The following is a 17,580-nucleotide window of genomic DNA, read 5'->3' as shown; positions in this document are numbered from 1 at the left end:
GATACATCTGAAGTTCGATTTCTGCTACATCTAGCTTATCATTGGTGTTACAACCAAGGTAGTAGTAGGAGTCTCGAATGGATCAGCAACAACTACTCGGCGGTACTACCGTACGGCTCGCCCGGGCCGAGGACCTCCCTCGTATCATCGAACTCCTCGAATCCGACGCACTCGGACCAGCGGAAAGCCTGCCGGGCGCGACCGAAGAAAGCTACCTGCGGGCGTTCGAGGCTATTACCGGGGAGCCCTGCAACGAGCTTTGGGTTGCCACCGACGAGAGCGGGGAGGTGATCGGCACCCTCCAACTCGTCTTCTTTACGACTTTGAGCTGGAACGCTGCTCTCAGGGCCCAATTGTCGGGAGTGCGGGTTGCGACGAGCCAACGCGGCCGCGGAACGGGTTCGGCGCTGGTGAGGTGGGCCGTGGAGCGGGCGAGGTTCAAAGGCTGCAGCGTCGTCCAGCTCTCATCCGACAAGAGGCGAGTCGATGCCCACCGCTTCTACGCGCGGCTGGGCTTCATTCGCAGCCACGAGGGACTGCGGCTGGTCCTGCCATGAAACCCGTCCGCGTGCTCGTCGCACCCGATGCGTTCAAGTCATCTCTTTCGGCCACCGATGCCGCCCGCCTCCTCGCCGCCGGCATCGCCGCGGCACCCGCGGATTGCACGACGGTCGAGTGCCCCATCGCCGACGGCGGCGAGGGGACCATCGCTGTCCTGGAACGCTTGGGCGCCCACATACACCACACCATCGTCACCGGCGCGCTGGGATATCCGGTCCCGGCATCGTGGGCTGCGCACAACGGCACCGCATATGTCGAGGTGGCCCAGGGGGCGGGCGCGCACCACGTACCCATCCACACCGGGGAGACCTGCCTGCGGGCGACGAGCACCGGAGTCGGAGAGCTGATCGCAGGCGCCCTCGACGCCGGGCACCGCAAAATCATCCTCACCACGGGCGGCAGCGCCGTCAGCGACGGCGGAGCAGGCATGCTCCACGCGCTAGGCGCGGAATTCTCCCCGCCCGACGCGGGAAGTGCCGGCGGCGGATCACTCTCCCGGATACTCGGCGTAGACCTGTCGACCCTGGATCCGCGGCTGCAGGAGGTCGACATCTCCGTGGCCATCGACGTCCGCAATCCGCTCCTCGGAGCTACGGGAACAGCAAAGACGTTCGCCCCGCAGAAGGGGGCAGGGGCCCGGGAAGTGGAGCTCCTCGAGGCCGGACTCACCCGATGGGCGGATCTCATCGATCGCTCCGGACACAACACGGCCGTTGAAGCGGGCGCAGGAGCCAGCGGCGGCATCGGCTTCGCGGCAATGACGGCGTTGGGGGCTCGACGCATTGACGGTGCCGAATTGGTACTGGATCTCCTGCAGATCGACATACTGCTGGACGAAGCCGACCTCGTCGTGACCGGCGAAGGATCCCTCGACACGCAGAGCCTCTTCGGCAAGGCCCCCCTCGCCCTCGCGGCCCGCGCCGCTGCCCATCGGATTCCAACCGTTGTGGTCGCCGGCCGCATTGAGCTGACACCGTCAGAGCTTGCCAGGCACGGCATCATCGCATCGTGGAGCCTGGTCGAGCTGGCCGGGTCAACCGCCGCCGCGCTCGACGATCCTGGCCGATGGCTTCAAGAAGCGGGCCGCCTCTTGGCAACCCGGGCATCGAAGCTGACCTAGCCCATCCGGCCATGCGTCGGCGGCTGGACGCTGCAAGCCGTCCAGCCGCCGGAACACGGGGCACCACCGTCAGCGACGCCGTATCAGTGACGGGCAGGGGCCAACCGCGCCGCGATGTCGACCACGGAAGGCTTGTTCGCCGTCGGAAGCCCATACGGATCCTGCTCGGAGGGCCAACCGGTGAACGCGTCGGTCCTCCAAACCCCAGCTGCCGATGGGTTGCCGAGCGGAATGACCGGTGCCTCATCCACCAAGAGCGACTGGAGGCCGTCCAGAGCCTGCTTGAAGGCCGGGCTCGAACTCTCCGAGGAAGCCATGGCGTTCAGAAGCTCCCCCGCCCTGGGGCTGCTGTAGCGCTCCCAGTTGACCACCGCTTGTTTTCCCGGGGCAGGCACCGGCTGGGAGATGAGCCTGCTGAGGTTGTCATAGAGGGAACCGGCGCCGCCGGCGGCCCGCATGGAGAGCTGGAAGTTGCCCAGGGCCACATCCGAACGCCAGGATTGCTGCGATTCGGGTTTGACGGTCAGCTTGATGCCGGCAGCCTTGAGGCTCTCGGTCATCAGGGTCCCGGCGCGGACCCAGTCCCCATACGGGTTCGTCGTCGGAACGGTCAGCGTCAGTGCCAGCTGTTTGCCATCGGGCGAGACGAAGTATCCGTCCGAACCCAGGGTGTACCCGTCGGCCTGGAGCGTCTGCTTCGCAGCCGAGGCGTCGCCGCTGCCCAGCGAGACGTTCTTGTACTGGTCCGCGATCATGCCCGAGGCCCCGGCGCCGTCGAGCCCCGTCGGAGACTGGACGGGTTGTGCGCCCGGACCAAATGCCAGCTTCGCAAGGTTAGGCCGGTCAATAGCCTGGCTGATCGCTTTCCGGACCGCCGCGTCATTGGTCGGAGCCGTGGTCGCGTTGGGCAGGAGGTAGATGGAAACCCCGAACGTCGATGCCCATGAAGCCAAGGTCGAAGGCGAGTGCTGTGTGATCTGCTTGGGATCGGTATTCGACGACACGATCCAATCCACCTGACCTCCCTGCATGGCGGCGACCATGCTGCTCTCCGAGTCGTAGGCAAGGTACTGGACGCTGTCCACCGCCGGCTTGCCGGCATCCCAGTAGGAAGGATTCTTGTCGAGAGTGATCACCTGGGGAGTGAAACTCTTGAGCATGAAAGGCCCAGTGCCGACAGGCTTCGGGTTCGCGTAGGTCACAGGATCCGGGACGGAAGACCACTGCTTTTTCTGGACCGGTTCCGTGACGTACCAAAGGGTTTGGAAAGCCGGAGCAGAGAAGGTCACCACGGCCTGCGTCGGACTCGCCGCCGTGGCCGACTTGACGGGCAAGCCGTTGAAGTTCAGCGCTTTGAACTTGGTCATCAGCTCAAAGGTGAACGCCACATCATCAGCCGTGAACGGGGTGCCGTCCGACCATTTCACCCCCGGACGCACGTCAATCGTCAGCTGCGTGCCGTCCTTGTTCCACTTGGCGCTCTGCGCCAACCAGGGCTTGGTGGCGTCCTTGACGTAGTCGACCAACATGAGCGGCTCATAGATCAAAAGCCCCGAATACCCGCTCGAACTTCCCGACGCCTGCAGAAACGGGTTGAACTGGGACGTGAACGGCCCCGTGGCACCCGCAGCCATCTTCAAAGTGTTCGAGCCGCCAGCTCCTTGGCCGGCACCTCCCCCGCCACATGCGCTCAGCGCCAGGAGTAAGAATACGCTCATGCCGACAACGAACTTCTTGGACAGCTTCATCAATCTCATCGCGCACCCCGTCGTGGCCTTGTCGCATCCCCACAAACGACTTGATTCGAATATGTCAGTCGCAAAATGTATCAACTGTTAGATTTGACAATATCAATCGCACAATGAATAGGTCAACGGATGGCAGGTGCAATCACTCAAACATGCTGCCTCCGCGTCATCCTGAGGACCTTCGAGCACCTTCGAGCACATCTTGGAAATCCCGCGTCTGAGTGAGCGCCCAGTGCAAGCAGCACCGACAGCGCGCTCCTGTTGTGCGTTCCTCTTGGTCAGCGGGCGTCCGCCGTCGTTTCCCACTCACCAGATGTAGTCGTCGTCGAAATCAAAATCGACCTGCTCAAGGTATCCGGCAGCCTCGAGCGAAGTGAACACAGCTCTGGCGTCGCCGAGTCCGTGGTCTTGGAGAAGGAGGTCGGCGGCGTCCTGGAACACTGGCCGGCCCTGAAGAGCCGGACGAGACTGCGGGCTACGGGTGCCGGCAGTCCGGCGATGACGTCAGTCTTGGCTACCCTCATGCTCAAAGCCTATGCTCAGCTTGCTCAGCCAAGTGGACGTGCTGACTCGCAGAGCTGACTCGATTTCCGGTTCTGCTCGTCAGCCTCTGACCCCCGCGTCGTCGGTCGGGTCGTGTTCCAGGGCGGCAGTGATTGCTGCGGGAGACGGAAGGGTCGCTTGTTCATCGGCGGGTAGGGCTTCGTAGGTGTACGAAGTTACCGTGAGTGGCTGGGCGGAACCATCGAGTGCGTAGCGGACCGTTCGCTCGTTCCGGGAACCGCAGACAAGTATGCCGACCGTGGCAGCCTGCCGCGGAAGACGGAGCATGTCATTGACCGCTGCGACGTAAAAGTTCAGCTGCCCCAGGTGCTCAGGCTTAAATTTCCCGGCCTTAAGTTCGACCACCACGTAACGGTCTGACGGGACGTGATACAGCAGGAGATCGATGAAGAAGTCGTCCCCGTCAACATCGAGATGGTGTTGCCGGCCAACGAACGCGAACCCTGGACCGAACTCAGCCAAGGTCTGGGCCATCCGCAAGGTCATGGCTTCTTCCATGGCCTGTTCCTGGGATTCTTCGGTCAACCCCAGGAAATCGAGGACCAAGGGGTCCTTCGCCACGGCCCGGGCCAGGTCACTTCCCTCGCCCGGGAGGCGCGCTTCAAGATTGTTCGGTGCTGCTCCGGTGCGGGTATGGAGGCCCGTGAGGATCTGGTGTTCAAGGGCCGCGACGGACCAGCCGTTTTGGACGGCTTTGGAGGCATACCAGCGTCGCAGTTCGTGGTCGTTGATTTTGTTCAGGAGCGTGACGTTGTGGCTCCAGCTCAATTGTCCAGACGGTGTCTGGACAATTGGTTCAGGACCGGTCCATGCGGCCGCGAACGCACGCATGTTATAGACGTTCGTCCGAGAGAAGCCCCTCATGTGCGGGAACTCCGACCGCAAGTCACGCGCCAGCTTGTCAAGGATCTTGCTGCCCCACGCCTCGTTGGCCTGCCGGTCCAGGATCGTTCGTCCGATGTTCCAGTACAGCTCGATCATGGCGCTGTTCACCACACGCTGGGCCTTGAATTGCGCGTGGCGCACAAGGTCTTTGAGGGACATAAGTGCAGCCGTGTAGTCACGCGGCAGGTCCGGCTCGATCTGGGTCATGATTCCACCCTATCGGGGGCCACTGACAGCCCGGATTCAATTCCACTGACAGCCCGGATTCAATTGTCCAGACACTGTCTGGACAATTGCGCCCTTCGGTCACTCGGACCGCCCAAACCTTCATTCATCCCTTGCCCACCACCGGTGACGAATGGCAGGACCGGCAAATGTGCCACAGCCTGCGGCGCAATTGAGAGTTGATTCTCAATTGCCAGTCGGTTGACCCCAATGCCGCCCATCCCGAGGCCAGCGGCGCCCAACACAGCGCAGGCCTTGCAGCATCTTCATGCATCCTCCCCAATCAGCCACTTGGTTTCGTAATCCCGTCGTGACCGGCACCCTGGTACCCGGTGCCGACATTGCTTCTTCCGTGGTCAGCCACCGCGGTGGCGTTCGTGATGGATTCCTTTACTCTTCCTGTCCGAGGGCGTTGAGGAATTCGTCGAATCCGTTGTCGGTGGAGGGTGTTTGCTGGGGTCGGGGGTCTTTGTGGCCGTTGATGCAGTTCACCATCCCCCATTGTCTTTTGGTGATCCGGTCGAAGGTGGGCCAGAGGATCCGTTCGTGCCAGTACGCCGGGGCATCCAACGGAGTCGTGTGGCCGTAGTAGGCGGCACGCCAGGCGACCCAGACGCCGGTGAGTTCTTCCACGACGGGCGCGTGCCGGTACCAGCAGCCGGGGATCCTTGAATCGGCCGCGACGCCGTACCGGTCGTTGTACCAGTCCACCCATCCGCGCAGCTCGGTCAGGAGTTTCGCCGCGGCGGAACCGTTGAGGTGCTTCCAGTTCCACGGGGCCGGTTTGCCCTTGGGTGGGTTCGCCAGCAGGTCCGCCACGACCCCGGCGAGTTCGTTGACGTCCGTACGGAGAACGCCGATCCGCCCGTCGTGCTCCAGGAGCAGTTCTTCCGGGGACGGGAGCACCCCGTCAGCGTCGACGCCCGCCGGACCGTCCTCCAGAGGAAGACGGTCCGGCGGGGTTCCCGGCCCTGAGCCCGGGCCTTCGTCGTCGAACGGCGGTGTCGTCTCGTCCGGTGCCGGTTCGTCATCGGGCAGCGGAGGGCCGTCGTACGGGTCCTGGCTCACGCGCTGATCCTTCCGGTCATCCGCTCGACGGCCTTGCGGTCCTGGGCGATCTGCTCACCGTCCGGTCGGTCCCAGTACGGGATCAGGTCAACGACGGCGGGCCGGAGGTTGGAGTAATGCATGAACCCCTGGCCCCTGTCGAGCTGCTGGATCTGGTGGGCCAGGATCACCGGACGCTCTTCCTCGCTGATGGTCGTGGAGGTGCCGGTGCGGCCCCTGGACGTGGATGTACGGGTCTTTGTGGTGGGGCCTGCCGCTTTGGCGATGGATTCGAGCTCGTCGATTTCTTCCAGCCCGGGAAGGAATATCCGGATCGAGGAGGTGCCGCGGATGGCCTTCGCGCCTTCGACGCCCCAGCGCGCCCGGTTTTGTGCGAAGGATTGGCTGAAGCCCACGATCCGGATCCCGCGGCCGCCGGAGTCCGATAGGGCCGCTGCCATCTTCGGGAACGCGGCCACGTTCGGCGCTTCGTCCAGGACCATGGTGAACACCGGCCAGAGCCGGCCACCGGAACGGCCCTGGGAGATCTTCTGGGCCTTGCGGAAGATGTGGTCGGCGAACATGGTCACGAGCGGGGCCACCGGGGAGTCTTCCCCGTCGGTGACCAGGTGCAGGGTGTTCGCGCCGGCAAGGAACGTTTCCACGTCGAACCCTTCACCCTGTTCGGGTATGAGGAAGCGCAGCGCCTTGGGTGAGGACAACGGCTCCAGCAGCCCGGCCAGGGTTTCCTGGATCGAGTCCACGGTTTCCCCGGCCCGGGAAGACGTCAGTGCCTGCAAACGGGCGGCGAACGCGGCCGGTGCTCCGTGCTCGCGCAGGATCTCCATCGGCTCAGGGTCGGAGAAGTTGTTGGACCAGCGCACGACGTCTTCGATGTCTCCGCCGTCCAGTGCCGCAGCGTGCAGGAAACGGCCGAGCACGGCCGCGGCCTTGCTGTTGAACCAGTCGCCGTTCTTCACATCCCCCATGGGCTGCGCCCCGGCCCAGGCCTTGCCGCGGGCCAGGGCTTCATCAGGATCCTCGCAGCCGGCCACCGGATCCCAGCTGATCGACTGAGGCCACCCGGAAATGTCCTGCAGGTCGAACACTTCGACGGTGCCCTGCTCCCGGCGGCGCAGGGCCGTGAGCTGGAGCAGGTCGATCTTCGTCGAGGTGGTCAGCACCGGGCCGGGGGCATCGACGACGATGCCGACTGCCAGCCACAGGGTCTTGCCTGATCGCTGGGGCGCGTAGACCCACATCGAGTCTTCGTGCTGGACGTACAGGACTTCCCCGTCCAGTTTGCACAGGGCCACGATGATGTCTTCCCCGGAGGCGTCCTCGGGCAAGGTGAGGGCTTGCCGGGCCTGCTTCAGGGCTGCTTTGCGGCCCATCCGGTGCTCCAGGTCCTTGTACCGGGGAAGGCCGTTGTCTTCAGGCTTCGCGCCGAAGACTGTCATGGACAACCAGAGGGCCCCAAGGAACGCGGCCAGGAGCAGGACAACCAGGATCCAGGTGGACGCCGGAGGCCAGTGGAAGCGGCCGGCCCTGACGGTTGCCCCCAGCTCCGCCGGGTTCCAGGAGATCGTGCCGGTGGGGGTGAAGACCTCCCCGAGCTGCAAGGCCAGAAACGCGCAGAGCAGCAGCACGGCCGCACTGCCGGCCAGGATCCGGATCAGAATCGTTTCGGAGGAAACCGGCGTGCTCATGCGACGTTCTCCTCTTCCCGTTCGGTGAGGTCCTGGGCGAGGTCCAGGGTGGCTGCGGACTTCATGGCCTTGTCCGTGTCGGTCAGGGCCACCTCGAGGGGGCTGCGCAGGTGAATGGCCACGAACGGATCCAAGGAGCCGATCTTCATCAGGCACGTGGCCTTCGCCAGCTTGCCGATGTCGTCCGCGGACCCGGGCGGGAGGTTGAACAGCCTGGCACAGGCCACGGCGTCTTCACGTTTCCCCTGTTTGTAGAGGAACACCGTTCCGCATTCCTTGAGCATCGCGATCGCCGGGCTGTCCTGGGGGATGTCGGAGATGTGGTGGAACGCGAACTGGCAGGAGAGCGACAAGGCGCGGGAGAGCTTGGTGTTGCGGCGGGTGACCTTCGCGACCGAGCCCTGCACGGTGTGCCAGGCTTCCTCGATCAGCAAAGTGGTCGGTACCGGTGTCTTTTGCCGGTACAGGGTGTTCGCCAGCCAGGTGTTGATGATCGTCATGACCAGGGGCAGGGCCGGACCGTCCTCGGGGAGCAGGGACACGTCAAAGACCGTGAGCCCGCCGCTGAGTTCGATGTCCGGGCTGGTCGGCCCGTCGATCAGCCCGGCCAGGTCATCTTCGATCATGCGTTCGAGCTCGAACGCCGGATCAAGGCCCCACTCCTTGAGCTGCTCCACGGTCAGGTTCGCGTCCGCAGCCGCCGTCGCATCCGGAGCGTAGAGGGCCGCCAGCACATCCCGGATGTCAGCGTCCCGTCCCGTTCCGCGGACGGAGGCCAGCGCCTGCCGGTGCGCCATGCGCACAGCCTTGCCCTCCTTGGGCGTCAGGCGGCGTTCCAGGGCTTCCTCGGTGACGGCCCGCAGCAGCATCGACTGCCCGGCCGGGGTCTCGGCCGCCGTCCCGCTGTCGTGGTCCTCTTCATCCAGGCGGGCCGCGATCCTTGGATCCAGGATGTTGATCCGGGATCCGCCGCCGCCGATCCGGAACTTCACGGGCCTCACGCCCAGTGCCCTGGCCAGCGGAGTGTATTCACCGGCCCTGATGTCCAGCTGGTACTTCTTGTCGATGACCACGATGCGCCGGCCCAGGATCAGCTGGCGCAGCACGCCCCAGGTCTTCATCGCCGAGGACTTTCCCTGCCCCAGATCGCCGATGTAGCAGACGTTCGGGGACTCCAGGGTTTCGCCGTACGAGCTGAAGACGTCGTGGACGATCATCCATCCGGACCCGGCGTCCACCCCGAACAGCAGACCCCGGTGCGATGTCGGGGGCGAGGCAATGGCCATGTGCGCGAATTCCATCTGCCGGGTCGAGGACAGGATCCCCGGGGCGGCCGGATCGTAGTACCCGAGCGTGGAAGCGAACTTCCATGCCCGCTCATGGTGCCACCGCAGAGGATTGTTGGACGCGTCCAGCTCGGCCCGCTCCCTAGCGGCGGCCTCCTTCCGGGCACGCTTCTTCGCCGCCTTGCCGTTCCGTGTCGTTTTGGCGTTCTGTGTCGTCTTGCCGTTCTTGGCCCGTTCCAGACCCTCGGGCCTCACGTGCGCGGCACGGTTCTGTCCGGCCCGGGTTTCGGCCCTCGCGGCCGCGCGGATGCTGCGCCGGGACTTCCGGGCAACAGCCCACGGCAGCGGGAACCGCTTGACCGCGTCGGTGGTTCCCGCGTCCGGCTGGGGTGTGGTGTCGGTGGTGTTCATCGGATCCCCCTGGTGAAAGGCATGGTGGTGATCAGGGCCAGATCATTGCGTTGATCCAGCCAGTCGATTTGTTCGATCCCGGCATCGGCGGCCGCGGCCTCGATGATGTCGGCGGTGCCCAGGATCTCGTCCTCGTGCTCGACCGAGTAGGAGATGTACAGGGCGTAGGCGGCGCCGTGGTGCCCGGAGCCGGGTTTCAGGTCCAGCAGACGCTGGTGGGAAGCGTTGAGCAGGACCTCCTCGCTGCCGTCGGTCACGACACCGGATTTGGCGACCTGTTTGCCCCGGGCCCGGTCCATGGCCGCGTGTGAGCGGGCCTTTCCGCGGGCCGCGCGCGCATCCTGGAGTTCAATGACCACGGACACGCTGTGGACCACGGCCGGCTGGATTCCGCTGATCACGGCCTTCAACGCCTGGACGGGGATCGCCTCGGGACTGAACGCAGCGGCCGGGACATACCCGGTGCGGGTGTGCCAGGAACCGTTCACGATGACCGAATTGGGCGAGGATGCGCCGTCCAGGTGCTGCCAGCAGTCCATCAGGTCCGCGCCGGCGGTGTCGTCAATGTCGAAGCCCGGGTCCTGCAGGTGACGCAGCAACGCCGCCATGTTTTCAGGCGCCAAGGGCCGGAAGGCCTGAACGGAGCCCATCATCTCGGCCTGGGACATCGCCGAGCGGACTTCCTGGTAAATGGCCTTGCCGTATCCGAGATCTCCCGGGCCAAGGGCGCGGGCCTTGCGGGAGAGTTTCTCCGAGACCGGGATCCGGAACGTCTCGTAGCTGCGGTGCTGCTCGGCCCTGGACTGCACAAGATCGCACAACTCTCCATAGGACTTCAACAACACCTTCGGGACCCCGGCAGGGATGCGCCGGTGGATCCACAACAGGTGATCCGCGGAGTCCACCGGCACCGCCCGGGCAAGGGACTGGACATGGCTGACCAGGTGCTGCCGGCGTGCCAGCCGGGAGAGCATCAGCCCGTGCGCGATGTGCCCGGCATCTTCGCGGTGTTCTTCGCGGATCCCCGAGCTCGTGCCCAGCGTCTCCAAGGTCACCGTGTAGTAGGGCTTCTTGATCTTGCCCTGGTGACGGAAAATCACCATCGGCCCCTCCGGCGAGTCGTAGACGAAATGCCGCACGTTGCCGACCATCAACGGTGCGTTGTTCCGGTGCCGGAGAGGAACGTCGATCATGCCGTGCTCGTCGGCCTCTTCCTGCCGGGACTTCGGGGCCTTCACGCGCCGGGTCTGCGGGCGGTCCTTCACCGGGGTGAAGTTCACGGTGCCCTTGCGCCGGCGATGCTTCCGGTGCCGGGCCTCCACGAACAACGCCCCCAGGGACCGGTCCCCGGAGAACTTGTTCGGTGTTGTCAACACGACACCGGTCAGCAGCACCGCTGCCGCGCCCAGCAGCGAAAGCACCGAGATCGGCCCGGCCGAGAGCAACACCATGACCGTGACGAGGACAGCGACGCCCAGGCCCGCCCATTCCGGAGGCGTCCGCTTGCCGCCGAACAACCCGCGGCCGCCGACCTCACCGCCGATAACCACCATCCGTGCCATGACTTACCCGCTTCCCGCTCGAAAAAGAATCATTTTTGGCCGCTGTCAGCGGCCGCTGATGTGGTCGGTATCCGGGACCATCGAGCCCGTCGACCGCTTCCCGCGCAGCCCCGCCTGACGGGCCGTTTCCCGGCCTGCCAGCAGGAACGCCGCCGCCCCGCCGGCCGCGATCTTCCCGGACCCCCGGACCACAGCCCCGGCACCGGACCTCCGCCCCTGCCCGGCCCCTTCCTGCCCGGCACCGTCCTGTCCGGAGCCGCTCCTGCCGGTCCTGGCATCGCGCTGCAGCTGGCCGATGTTCCGACCGTCCGCGCCAGGCTCCGTTCCCTGCACAGAGCTGCCGGAGTTCCCGGAAGGGGTGGACGGCGTCGAAGTTCCCCTGTTGGTCCCAGGATCAGCGGAACGGTTGTGGGCGATCCGGCGGTTCCGGATCAGCGCATCAACACCGGCACCTGCCCCGGCAACCATCGCCGCGCCGGCCACGGACTCGCGGCCAGCGCCCAGACCCGTCGCAGACGAAGGCAGCAGCGGAACGAACTTGAACAGCAGCGCCGGCGAGAAAGCCAGAAGCAGCATCGCGGACCCGGCCATGAACACACTGGCCGCGTTGACCATCGCATCGTCGGTGCCGCCGCCCTGGAAGGCCGGGCGGGTGGAAATGAAGGTGAAGACCGCCCCCATCAGCAGCACCAGGACCGGTTTGGACAAGCCGACGGCAATCCACAAGGTGCCCGTCTTGGCCACCCGCTGCCGGTACTCGGGATGGATCATGAAGCCGATCATCACCGCGATACCCACCCCCATCAGGTACAGCGCAAAGGGCTGAAGGAAGAACATCGCCAGCAGCCCCCACGCGCCCAGGAACAACAGTCCATAGACGACGACCGCGACCAAGGGCCCGAACACGCCGTTGGACTGGTACGAAGCGAATCGGGCAATGACCTCCATGAAGGTGGCAATATGCCCTGCGGTCCAGCCGGTGACCGCCTCGGTCAACCCGCTGATCCAGGAATTGAGCTGGTACCCGATCGCCGGCCCGAACAGCACCAGGATGATCGACAAGGGCCCGTACCAGAACAACGATTTCCGGGCTTCCTCAAGGTCCACGTCCTCGTTCGAGACGTCTTTCCAGAGCTTGAAGTACATCAGTGCCAGAACGACGATGCCGACGGCCGCGAACGCTGCCCAGGTATTGCGGAACTCGTCGTCCATCGACAGTGCAGAGGTCTTCAGGAGGTTGTTCATCACCTCGTTCGTGGACTTCACCGCTTCGTCCTTGACCGTGTTCGAGAACTTCTCAAACCCGTCCTTCGCGTTCGCAATGAACGCCACCGTGTCCACCGTGCCCAACACGAACTGCCCGCCCGGAGACAACTGCAACGCCACCCGCGTCGCAGCACCCAACACTGGCAAAGCCTTGCTGAAGGCGGCACCGGCAGAGCACGATCCAACGGCCGTCATGGGAGCTTTGACCTGTGCCAGCCCGACACAGAACTTTTCACCATCGGTCTTGGTGTTGAAGGCCATGGCCTGCTCCGGGGTCGTCAGGAACGTCCCGTACGCGGCGGCCGCGACCTGCTCGCAATCCGCACCAATCATTGCCATCGAGATGGTCGGATTGGCGCACGCGCTTTTGGCGAGTTGCTTGTTCATGTCGTCGCGGATGGCGTTGCGCTGGTCGGCCGGCAGGCCGGCCAGTCTCTTCGCTTGGTCCGCGTTCAGCGTCTGGCCCACGGCAGGTTGGCCATCGTCGGCGTGGGCAGCCTGCGCGCCCACCACCCCGAAACACAAAAACACCACCAGGAAGGATGCGACGGCCCTGATGCGGCTAGCGCGTAGCATTCGCATACTCAACCCACCCCTCACGGCTGACTCCTCGGAACAGCACATCGACATCCTTAGCGGTCAGTACTGCCGGATTCTGGGTGATCCCGTCGTCCGGCAATCCGGGGCCGGCGTCTTTCAGTCGGCCGTTCATCGTTGGACCTTCGGAAGGCTGGAAGGCATTTGCGTACTTCCAGTCCCCGTCCCAGGCCAGCTCGACAGCCGCAGTCAGAAAGACCACTCTTGGTGCGGTCTTCGTTTGCGCAACCATGACTTCGGAGAAGACTTGGATCAGGGCAGTCATCCTTGCCTCGCAGGAGGCGACCCGGTAGAGACCGCCGGACTTCACATCGAAGCGCTGCAGCCAGCCGCCGTCGAAGCCGGCGGCTTGGTACGCCTTGTTCGCCGCATTCCCATCGTTCACCTGCATGACAAGGTCCTTCTGCGGGCCGGGGAGGCTGACCTGGAGGAGGGCTTTTTTCTGGGTCTCCCAGGTCTTCGCGTTGAAATCAGCCCGTAGGGGCAGGTAGTTGGCGGCTGCCTGGGCTGCGGACTCACAGGACCCGTCGTAGCCGATGGGGGTTTTCCCGTCGGCTGCGGTCTTCGTCCCGCCCTGGCCGACTGCGAGCTGGGAGACCGGGAAGCCAAGCTTCCCGGACGGCCCAAGACCGGACTGTGAGCCTCCCGGGGCCGGGGAGCCTGGGCGCAGGCTCATGATCAGCGCCGAGGCGACAGCGGCGACGATGACAACGGCCACGGCGATCAGGAGTTTCCAACGTCCGCGCATCGGCTATCCTCCGATCGCGCCGACGAGCGCCAGGATGAAGCCCAGGATCACGCCGGCCCCGGCCGTGCAGCCAAACGCGATCGCGGTCTTCTTGGCCCCGTCGGCACCATCGGCAATGTCATCGGTGTGCCCGCGCTTGCGGGCGATGCCCCACTTGGCCAGGTTCCACAGGAACGCTCCGGCGACCAGGACCAAGGCAAGGCCCCAGATGCCGCCGATTATGAGGGAAGCGGCGTTTTTGAACTTCACGCCGAATACGTCGAAGTTCGGCTTCGTCCAATCCAGGGGGTTGTCTACGAAGGGCACCGCGGAGCGGATGATGATTTCGGATTTCAAGGCAGTGAACATGGGCTTCTTTCCTAGCGGGCGGTGGGGGCGGCAGCGGCATCGACGGCAAGGAGGCCGTTGGCGATCTCGGCGGAGGCCCGCTCGAACGCGCGCCTGGCCGGGTCGCCGACCAGTTGCCAGTCGATGATGGACCCGGTATCCAGGGCCGTGTCGTAGGGGATGTCAACAACGGTCCGGACCGCAGCGCTGAGTGCTTCGCGCAGCTTCTTCTGTTCCGCGGTGGCTTCCTTCCAGCCCGCGCCCTGGGTGACCAGAACGACGGCGTTGGCCACGAGGTCCTTGTAACGGGGATTGCCGGTGTGGTCGGACATCGATTCCAGCTGCTCGATCATCCTCAGGGCCGAGACGACGGCGTTGCGTTTGAGTGTGGTCGGGATGACCAGCTGGTCCGTCACCTCGACGGCTGCCAGCCAGTTCGCTGAACGGGTGTTGTTGCCCGTGTCCACGATGATGGTGTCGTAGAACCTCGCCACCACCGTGTGGAGGCGGTTGAACTCTTCCACGCCGATGGACTTCATGCGGTCCGGGTCTTCGTCCGAGACCAGAACGTGGAAGCCGTTGTTGCCCTGGTGCCGGGTGTAGTAGCTCAGTTCGCCCTTGCGGGCCTGTACGGTCTCGAAGGACTCCAACACCCGCAGCAAATCCCAGACCGTGCGGGTCGAGTCGTTGGAATTCGTCCTGACACCGGCCGTTCCCATGGTCTCGTTGTTGTCCCACACCAGAGTCTGCAGCGCGGAATGGATCCCGAAGGTCGAGCCCAGGCCGATGCTGCACGTGGTCTTCCCGACACCGCCCAAGGGTTGGGCGACCATGATATTCATCGGGCGGGAGTAAATCCGCTGGATCGCGGCGATATCGGAACGGCGGGCCAGTTCCGCGGCTCCGACCTTCGGGCTGATCAATCCGAAGCTCACCGCCCGCAGGAATGCCTGCCAGCCGGTGGTGGGAGGCAGCTGGTCATCGACGTTCTCCTTGCGAAGGATCGCCGCACTCCGCCGGCCGCGCACCAGCGGTTCCGTCTCGGACCGGTCAACCATCATTGACGGGATTTCCTCAGCAGCGGGGGCTTGATGCTCCGCAGGCACAACAACCTTCAGCTCCGGCTCCGGAACAGCAGCAGCGGCCTCGCCCTCGGTTTCGGTGTAGGGCTCGGTCAGATTAATGGGAGAACGGCTGGACCGCTCACTCCCCTGCCAGTTCGTGCTCATCGAAATCGTTCCTTTCATGCATGAGTGATGGTGGGTTCCCGGCGCCGTGCTCATTTGGCACCTTCCGGGACGACGAAACGGACGACCTTGAACGGGGCGTCCTTGCCGGTGCGGTGCAACTGCACACCGTAGGTCCCGGCCGGGGATCCGAACCGTGCCAGGACGGCGTACCCGTTGCTTTCGTCGATCGATAGATCCCCGACGCCGAAGGTGCTGATCGGGATTAGCGAGGGGTCTACATAGGCGTAGTCCTCCGCCGCGGCCGGGGTGAACAGCGGCTTCAAATCGGCCAACCACTTCTCCTCCCCCACCGACGGGCGGGCGTACAGGGTCATGGCCTTGGTGGCCACGTCCAAAGCTGCGGCCTTGGACGACTGGTCCCAGGCAACCGAAGACGCCGCGGGGGCATCCGGGGCGACCTGCGGGTGTTCGCCCACCGTCGGAGCGGATGAAGCCTGGGCCTGTCGGGCAGGCGCCGGGTCGCTCGCCGGTGACGTGGAAGCGCAGCCGGCCAAAACGACGGCCACGGCGACCGCGGCAGCGACCCTGTAGGTGGTGTGCAGCATGGTGGTTACCTCTGATCTGCTTTGCTCGGGATGTACAGGTAGGCGCTGGCGAAGCCAGCGGGAACCTCGATCGTGGAATACCGGTGGTCATTGGGCGGGGCCATGCCGTTGTACTGCTCGATGATGATCCGGTCCCCCATGACTGCTTTCACCACGCCCACGTGCCCCATGGGCCCGGTGTAAAGATCCGGAGACTGGAAACCTGCATCGAACCAGGCAATCGCCCCGACGACGGGCGTCTTGCTCGTGGGCCAGCCCTGCCGGTCCCAGGCGGCCTTCCACGTCACCGCGTTCCCGGCCCCGATGGATCCCGGCGTGACCTTCGCACCCGGGCCCACCTGCTGCAGCAGCCGATACCAGGCAAAGTCCACGCACTCCCGGAAATAGAACGAGGTCGCAGTGTTCAGGCTGCCGTCAGGGCAGGTGTAACCGGCTTCGATGATGCAGTGAGGTTTACCCGCGTCCGGGTAGTCGTCGCCCTCCCCCACCGTGCCGGCATTGCTCGTGCAGCCGGATGGCGGGACGGTGCCCCCGGACCTTGCCGAATACACTTCGGTTGCCGGTCCCCAGAACGGGGCGTAGTGATACGGGTCCGCGTTGCGTTGGGTACGGTTCGCCGCGATTGTCGGAGGCAGCGACTCCCACCCGGAAACCCGTTGGAGTGCTTTGAAGAAGTTCGTTGCACTGATCGTCGGGTCCATGCGGTCCGCATACGAACCCCACGAGCCGTTGGCCCGCTGCTGGAACAATCCCCGCGAATCGGGACCCGGGCCATCCCCGTAGTCCAGGACCTTCAGGGAGGACTCGCCCATCGCGGTCATCACCCCAATGGTCTGGCCCGTCGCGGACAGGCCCAGCGCTTTGCCGGCGGCGATGATTTTGTCCGCGTTCTCCAGCTGCACTCCGGAATAGCCGGCGATGTTCCCATCCGGCGCCGGGGATCCCGACGCCCGTCCGGCTGCAGCAACGAGCGGTGAGCAGGCGCTGGCAGCAACAGGGGTGTCGGTGTTGTTGTCATCGAGCACGACAACAACACCAACGACAAGAACCAGAATCGCTCCGAGCGCAGCACCAGCGGCCTTAACCATTGCCGGCCCGTTCTCTTGCAAGCGCTCGTGTCAGCGGGATGGCGGCAACACTCCTCCGGGGCCAAGCGTCAGCGATCCACAGCTGACCAGCCGACTCGACCGTCAGGACCACATCAGGGCGGCGGAGCCGGAAAACGACACCAGGGCGCTTGTCTCCGAAGACCTCCGCCGCAGGATGCAGGGTCAGATTCCCGGTACTGACCAACTCCCCAAGAACCGCCTCAACATCACCCAGGGCACCGGCACGGCGCGCGACCTCGGCCGCGGACGTCACACCGGCGCAGCGGCCATACACCAGCTCGTTGTCATCGATCATCCCCAACATGACAGTCAGGACCTTCCGATGGTCTTCCGGGACGTCAAGGCTGTTGATCCATCCGGCGAACCCTTCACGTTCGGCGGCAGCACGGTCTGACAGGAACGGTGTTGCCGGCCACATCACCCCGAAAGGCAACAAACTTGCCATCTCCATCACTCCCCCTTTGCTCCGGACGATTACTCCCTACCAGTCGGTCCCGACAAAATCCATCGATTGGAACCGGGCAAAGTCTCTCCCATACCGCCGGTATGTTCTTGTCACATCCCCCAAACGAGACCCATCCCATCGGCTGTGCGAAACAAACCCGTCATAAAACAGGTCG

At 64.7% G+C, this 17,580-nt stretch carries 16 protein-coding genes; 2 read left to right on the top strand and 14 right to left on the bottom strand.

Going from position 1 to position 17,580, the window contains the following annotated elements:
* Positions 1-77: 77 nt before the first annotated feature.
* A complete protein-coding gene (locus AC1DJB_RS13285; RefSeq protein ID WP_476910485.1) occupies positions 78-557 on the top strand; it encodes a GNAT family N-acetyltransferase in 480 nt (159 codons plus the stop codon).
* Positions 554-1,681, top strand: coding sequence for a glycerate kinase (locus AC1DJB_RS13280; protein WP_476910484.1), 1,128 nt, complete (start codon positions 554-556; stop codon positions 1,679-1,681). The genes AC1DJB_RS13285 and AC1DJB_RS13280 overlap by 4 nt, the downstream gene beginning before the upstream one ends.
* An 83-nt stretch (positions 1,682-1,764) precedes the next feature.
* On the opposite strand, the gene AC1DJB_RS13275 is transcribed toward AC1DJB_RS13280, so the two are convergent.
* From AC1DJB_RS13275 to AC1DJB_RS13210, 14 genes are all read right to left on the bottom strand, one after another.
* Positions 1,765-3,399 (bottom strand): ABC transporter substrate-binding protein, encoded by a 1,635-nt coding sequence (locus tag AC1DJB_RS13275; RefSeq protein WP_476910483.1) that lies wholly within the window; start codon positions 3,397-3,399, stop codon positions 1,765-1,767.
* A gap of 336 nt (positions 3,400-3,735) precedes the next feature.
* Positions 3,736-3,870: a hypothetical protein gene (locus AC1DJB_RS13270; RefSeq protein ID WP_476910482.1), complete on the bottom strand. Its 135-nt coding sequence runs from the start codon at positions 3,868-3,870 to the stop codon at positions 3,736-3,738.
* Positions 3,871-4,032: 162 nt separating this feature from the next.
* Positions 4,033-5,085: a PDDEXK nuclease domain-containing protein gene (locus AC1DJB_RS13265; protein WP_476910481.1), complete on the bottom strand. Its 1,053-nt coding sequence runs from the start codon at positions 5,083-5,085 to the stop codon at positions 4,033-4,035.
* A gap of 408 nt (positions 5,086-5,493) precedes the next feature.
* Positions 5,494-6,171 carry a hypothetical protein gene (locus AC1DJB_RS13260; RefSeq protein WP_476910480.1) on the bottom strand — a complete coding sequence of 226 codons (678 nt, stop codon included), beginning with the start codon at positions 6,169-6,171 and terminating at the stop codon, positions 5,494-5,496.
* Positions 6,168-7,859, bottom strand: a complete 1,692-nt coding sequence (locus tag AC1DJB_RS13255; RefSeq protein WP_476910479.1) for a type IV secretory system conjugative DNA transfer family protein — start codon at positions 7,857-7,859, stop codon at positions 6,168-6,170. Before AC1DJB_RS13255 ends, AC1DJB_RS13260 begins: the two co-directional genes overlap by 4 nt.
* Positions 7,856-9,556: an ATP/GTP-binding protein gene (locus AC1DJB_RS13250; protein WP_476910478.1), complete on the bottom strand. Its 1,701-nt coding sequence runs from the start codon at positions 9,554-9,556 to the stop codon at positions 7,856-7,858. Before AC1DJB_RS13250 ends, AC1DJB_RS13255 begins: the two co-directional genes overlap by 4 nt.
* Positions 9,553-11,118 carry a hypothetical protein gene (locus AC1DJB_RS13245; RefSeq protein ID WP_476910477.1) on the bottom strand — a complete coding sequence of 522 codons (1,566 nt, stop codon included), beginning with the start codon at positions 11,116-11,118 and terminating at the stop codon, positions 9,553-9,555. The genes AC1DJB_RS13250 and AC1DJB_RS13245 overlap by 4 nt, the downstream gene beginning before the upstream one ends.
* A 45-nt stretch (positions 11,119-11,163) precedes the next feature.
* The gene (locus AC1DJB_RS13240; protein WP_476910476.1) at positions 11,164-12,960 is read right to left on the bottom strand and encodes a hypothetical protein; all 1,797 of its coding nucleotides are present in this window, start codon (positions 12,958-12,960) and stop codon (positions 11,164-11,166) included.
* Positions 12,947-13,729: a hypothetical protein gene (locus AC1DJB_RS13235; RefSeq protein ID WP_476910475.1), complete on the bottom strand. Its 783-nt coding sequence runs from the start codon at positions 13,727-13,729 to the stop codon at positions 12,947-12,949. The genes AC1DJB_RS13240 and AC1DJB_RS13235 overlap by 14 nt, the downstream gene beginning before the upstream one ends.
* A gap of 3 nt (positions 13,730-13,732) precedes the next feature.
* Positions 13,733-14,077 carry a hypothetical protein gene (locus tag AC1DJB_RS13230; RefSeq protein ID WP_284750791.1) on the bottom strand — a complete coding sequence of 115 codons (345 nt, stop codon included), beginning with the start codon at positions 14,075-14,077 and terminating at the stop codon, positions 13,733-13,735.
* Between the two features lie 11 nt (positions 14,078-14,088).
* Positions 14,089-15,285 carry a MinD/ParA family ATP-binding protein gene (locus tag AC1DJB_RS13225; protein WP_476910474.1) on the bottom strand — a complete coding sequence of 399 codons (1,197 nt, stop codon included), beginning with the start codon at positions 15,283-15,285 and terminating at the stop codon, positions 14,089-14,091.
* Between the two features lie 50 nt (positions 15,286-15,335).
* Positions 15,336-15,851 (bottom strand): hypothetical protein, encoded by a 516-nt coding sequence (locus AC1DJB_RS13220; protein ID WP_476910473.1) that lies wholly within the window; start codon positions 15,849-15,851, stop codon positions 15,336-15,338.
* 5 nt (positions 15,852-15,856) lie between these two features.
* Positions 15,857-16,939: a CHAP domain-containing protein gene (locus AC1DJB_RS13215; protein ID WP_476910472.1), complete on the bottom strand. Its 1,083-nt coding sequence runs from the start codon at positions 16,937-16,939 to the stop codon at positions 15,857-15,859.
* Positions 16,932-17,411, bottom strand: a complete 480-nt coding sequence (locus AC1DJB_RS13210) for a hypothetical protein (RefSeq protein WP_476910471.1) — start codon at positions 17,409-17,411, stop codon at positions 16,932-16,934. Before AC1DJB_RS13210 ends, AC1DJB_RS13215 begins: the two co-directional genes overlap by 8 nt.
* Positions 17,412-17,580 lie beyond the last annotated feature (169 nt).

It is taken from the genome of Arthrobacter sp. 01T428, assembly GCF_056398685.1.
This window is presented reverse-complemented; position numbering and strand designations above follow the sequence as displayed.

What these genes read in the sequence shown, in the direction of transcription:
- AC1DJB_RS13240 (WP_476910476.1), bottom strand. Translation starts at nt 12,960, where the DNA reads ATGCTACGCGCTAGCCGCATCAGGGCCGTCGCATCCTTCCTGGTGGTG.
- AC1DJB_RS13210 (WP_476910471.1), bottom strand. Translation starts at nt 17,411, where the DNA reads ATGGAGATGGCAAGTTTGTTGCCTTTCGGGGTGATGTGGCCGGCAACA.
- AC1DJB_RS13250 (WP_476910478.1), bottom strand. Translation starts at nt 9,556, where the DNA reads ATGAACACCACCGACACCACACCCCAGCCGGACGCGGGAACCACCGAC.
- AC1DJB_RS13220 (WP_476910473.1), bottom strand. Translation starts at nt 15,851, where the DNA reads ATGCTGCACACCACCTACAGGGTCGCTGCCGCGGTCGCCGTGGCCGTC.
- AC1DJB_RS13280 (WP_476910484.1), top strand. Translation starts at nt 554, where the DNA reads ATGAAACCCGTCCGCGTGCTCGTCGCACCCGATGCGTTCAAGTCATCT.
- AC1DJB_RS13235 (WP_476910475.1), bottom strand. Translation starts at nt 13,729, where the DNA reads ATGCGCGGACGTTGGAAACTCCTGATCGCCGTGGCCGTTGTCATCGTC.
- AC1DJB_RS13245 (WP_476910477.1), bottom strand. Translation starts at nt 11,118, where the DNA reads ATGGCACGGATGGTGGTTATCGGCGGTGAGGTCGGCGGCCGCGGGTTG.
- AC1DJB_RS13230 (WP_284750791.1), bottom strand. Translation starts at nt 14,077, where the DNA reads ATGTTCACTGCCTTGAAATCCGAAATCATCATCCGCTCCGCGGTGCCC.
- AC1DJB_RS13265 (WP_476910481.1), bottom strand. Translation starts at nt 5,085, where the DNA reads ATGACCCAGATCGAGCCGGACCTGCCGCGTGACTACACGGCTGCACTT.
- AC1DJB_RS13215 (WP_476910472.1), bottom strand. Translation starts at nt 16,939, where the DNA reads ATGGTTAAGGCCGCTGGTGCTGCGCTCGGAGCGATTCTGGTTCTTGTC.
- AC1DJB_RS13225 (WP_476910474.1), bottom strand. Translation starts at nt 15,285, where the DNA reads ATGAGCACGAACTGGCAGGGGAGTGAGCGGTCCAGCCGTTCTCCCATT.
- AC1DJB_RS13275 (WP_476910483.1), bottom strand. Translation starts at nt 3,399, where the DNA reads ATGAGCGTATTCTTACTCCTGGCGCTGAGCGCATGTGGCGGGGGAGGT.
- AC1DJB_RS13255 (WP_476910479.1), bottom strand. Translation starts at nt 7,859, where the DNA reads ATGAGCACGCCGGTTTCCTCCGAAACGATTCTGATCCGGATCCTGGCC.
- AC1DJB_RS13285 (WP_476910485.1), top strand. Translation starts at nt 78, where the DNA reads ATGGATCAGCAACAACTACTCGGCGGTACTACCGTACGGCTCGCCCGG.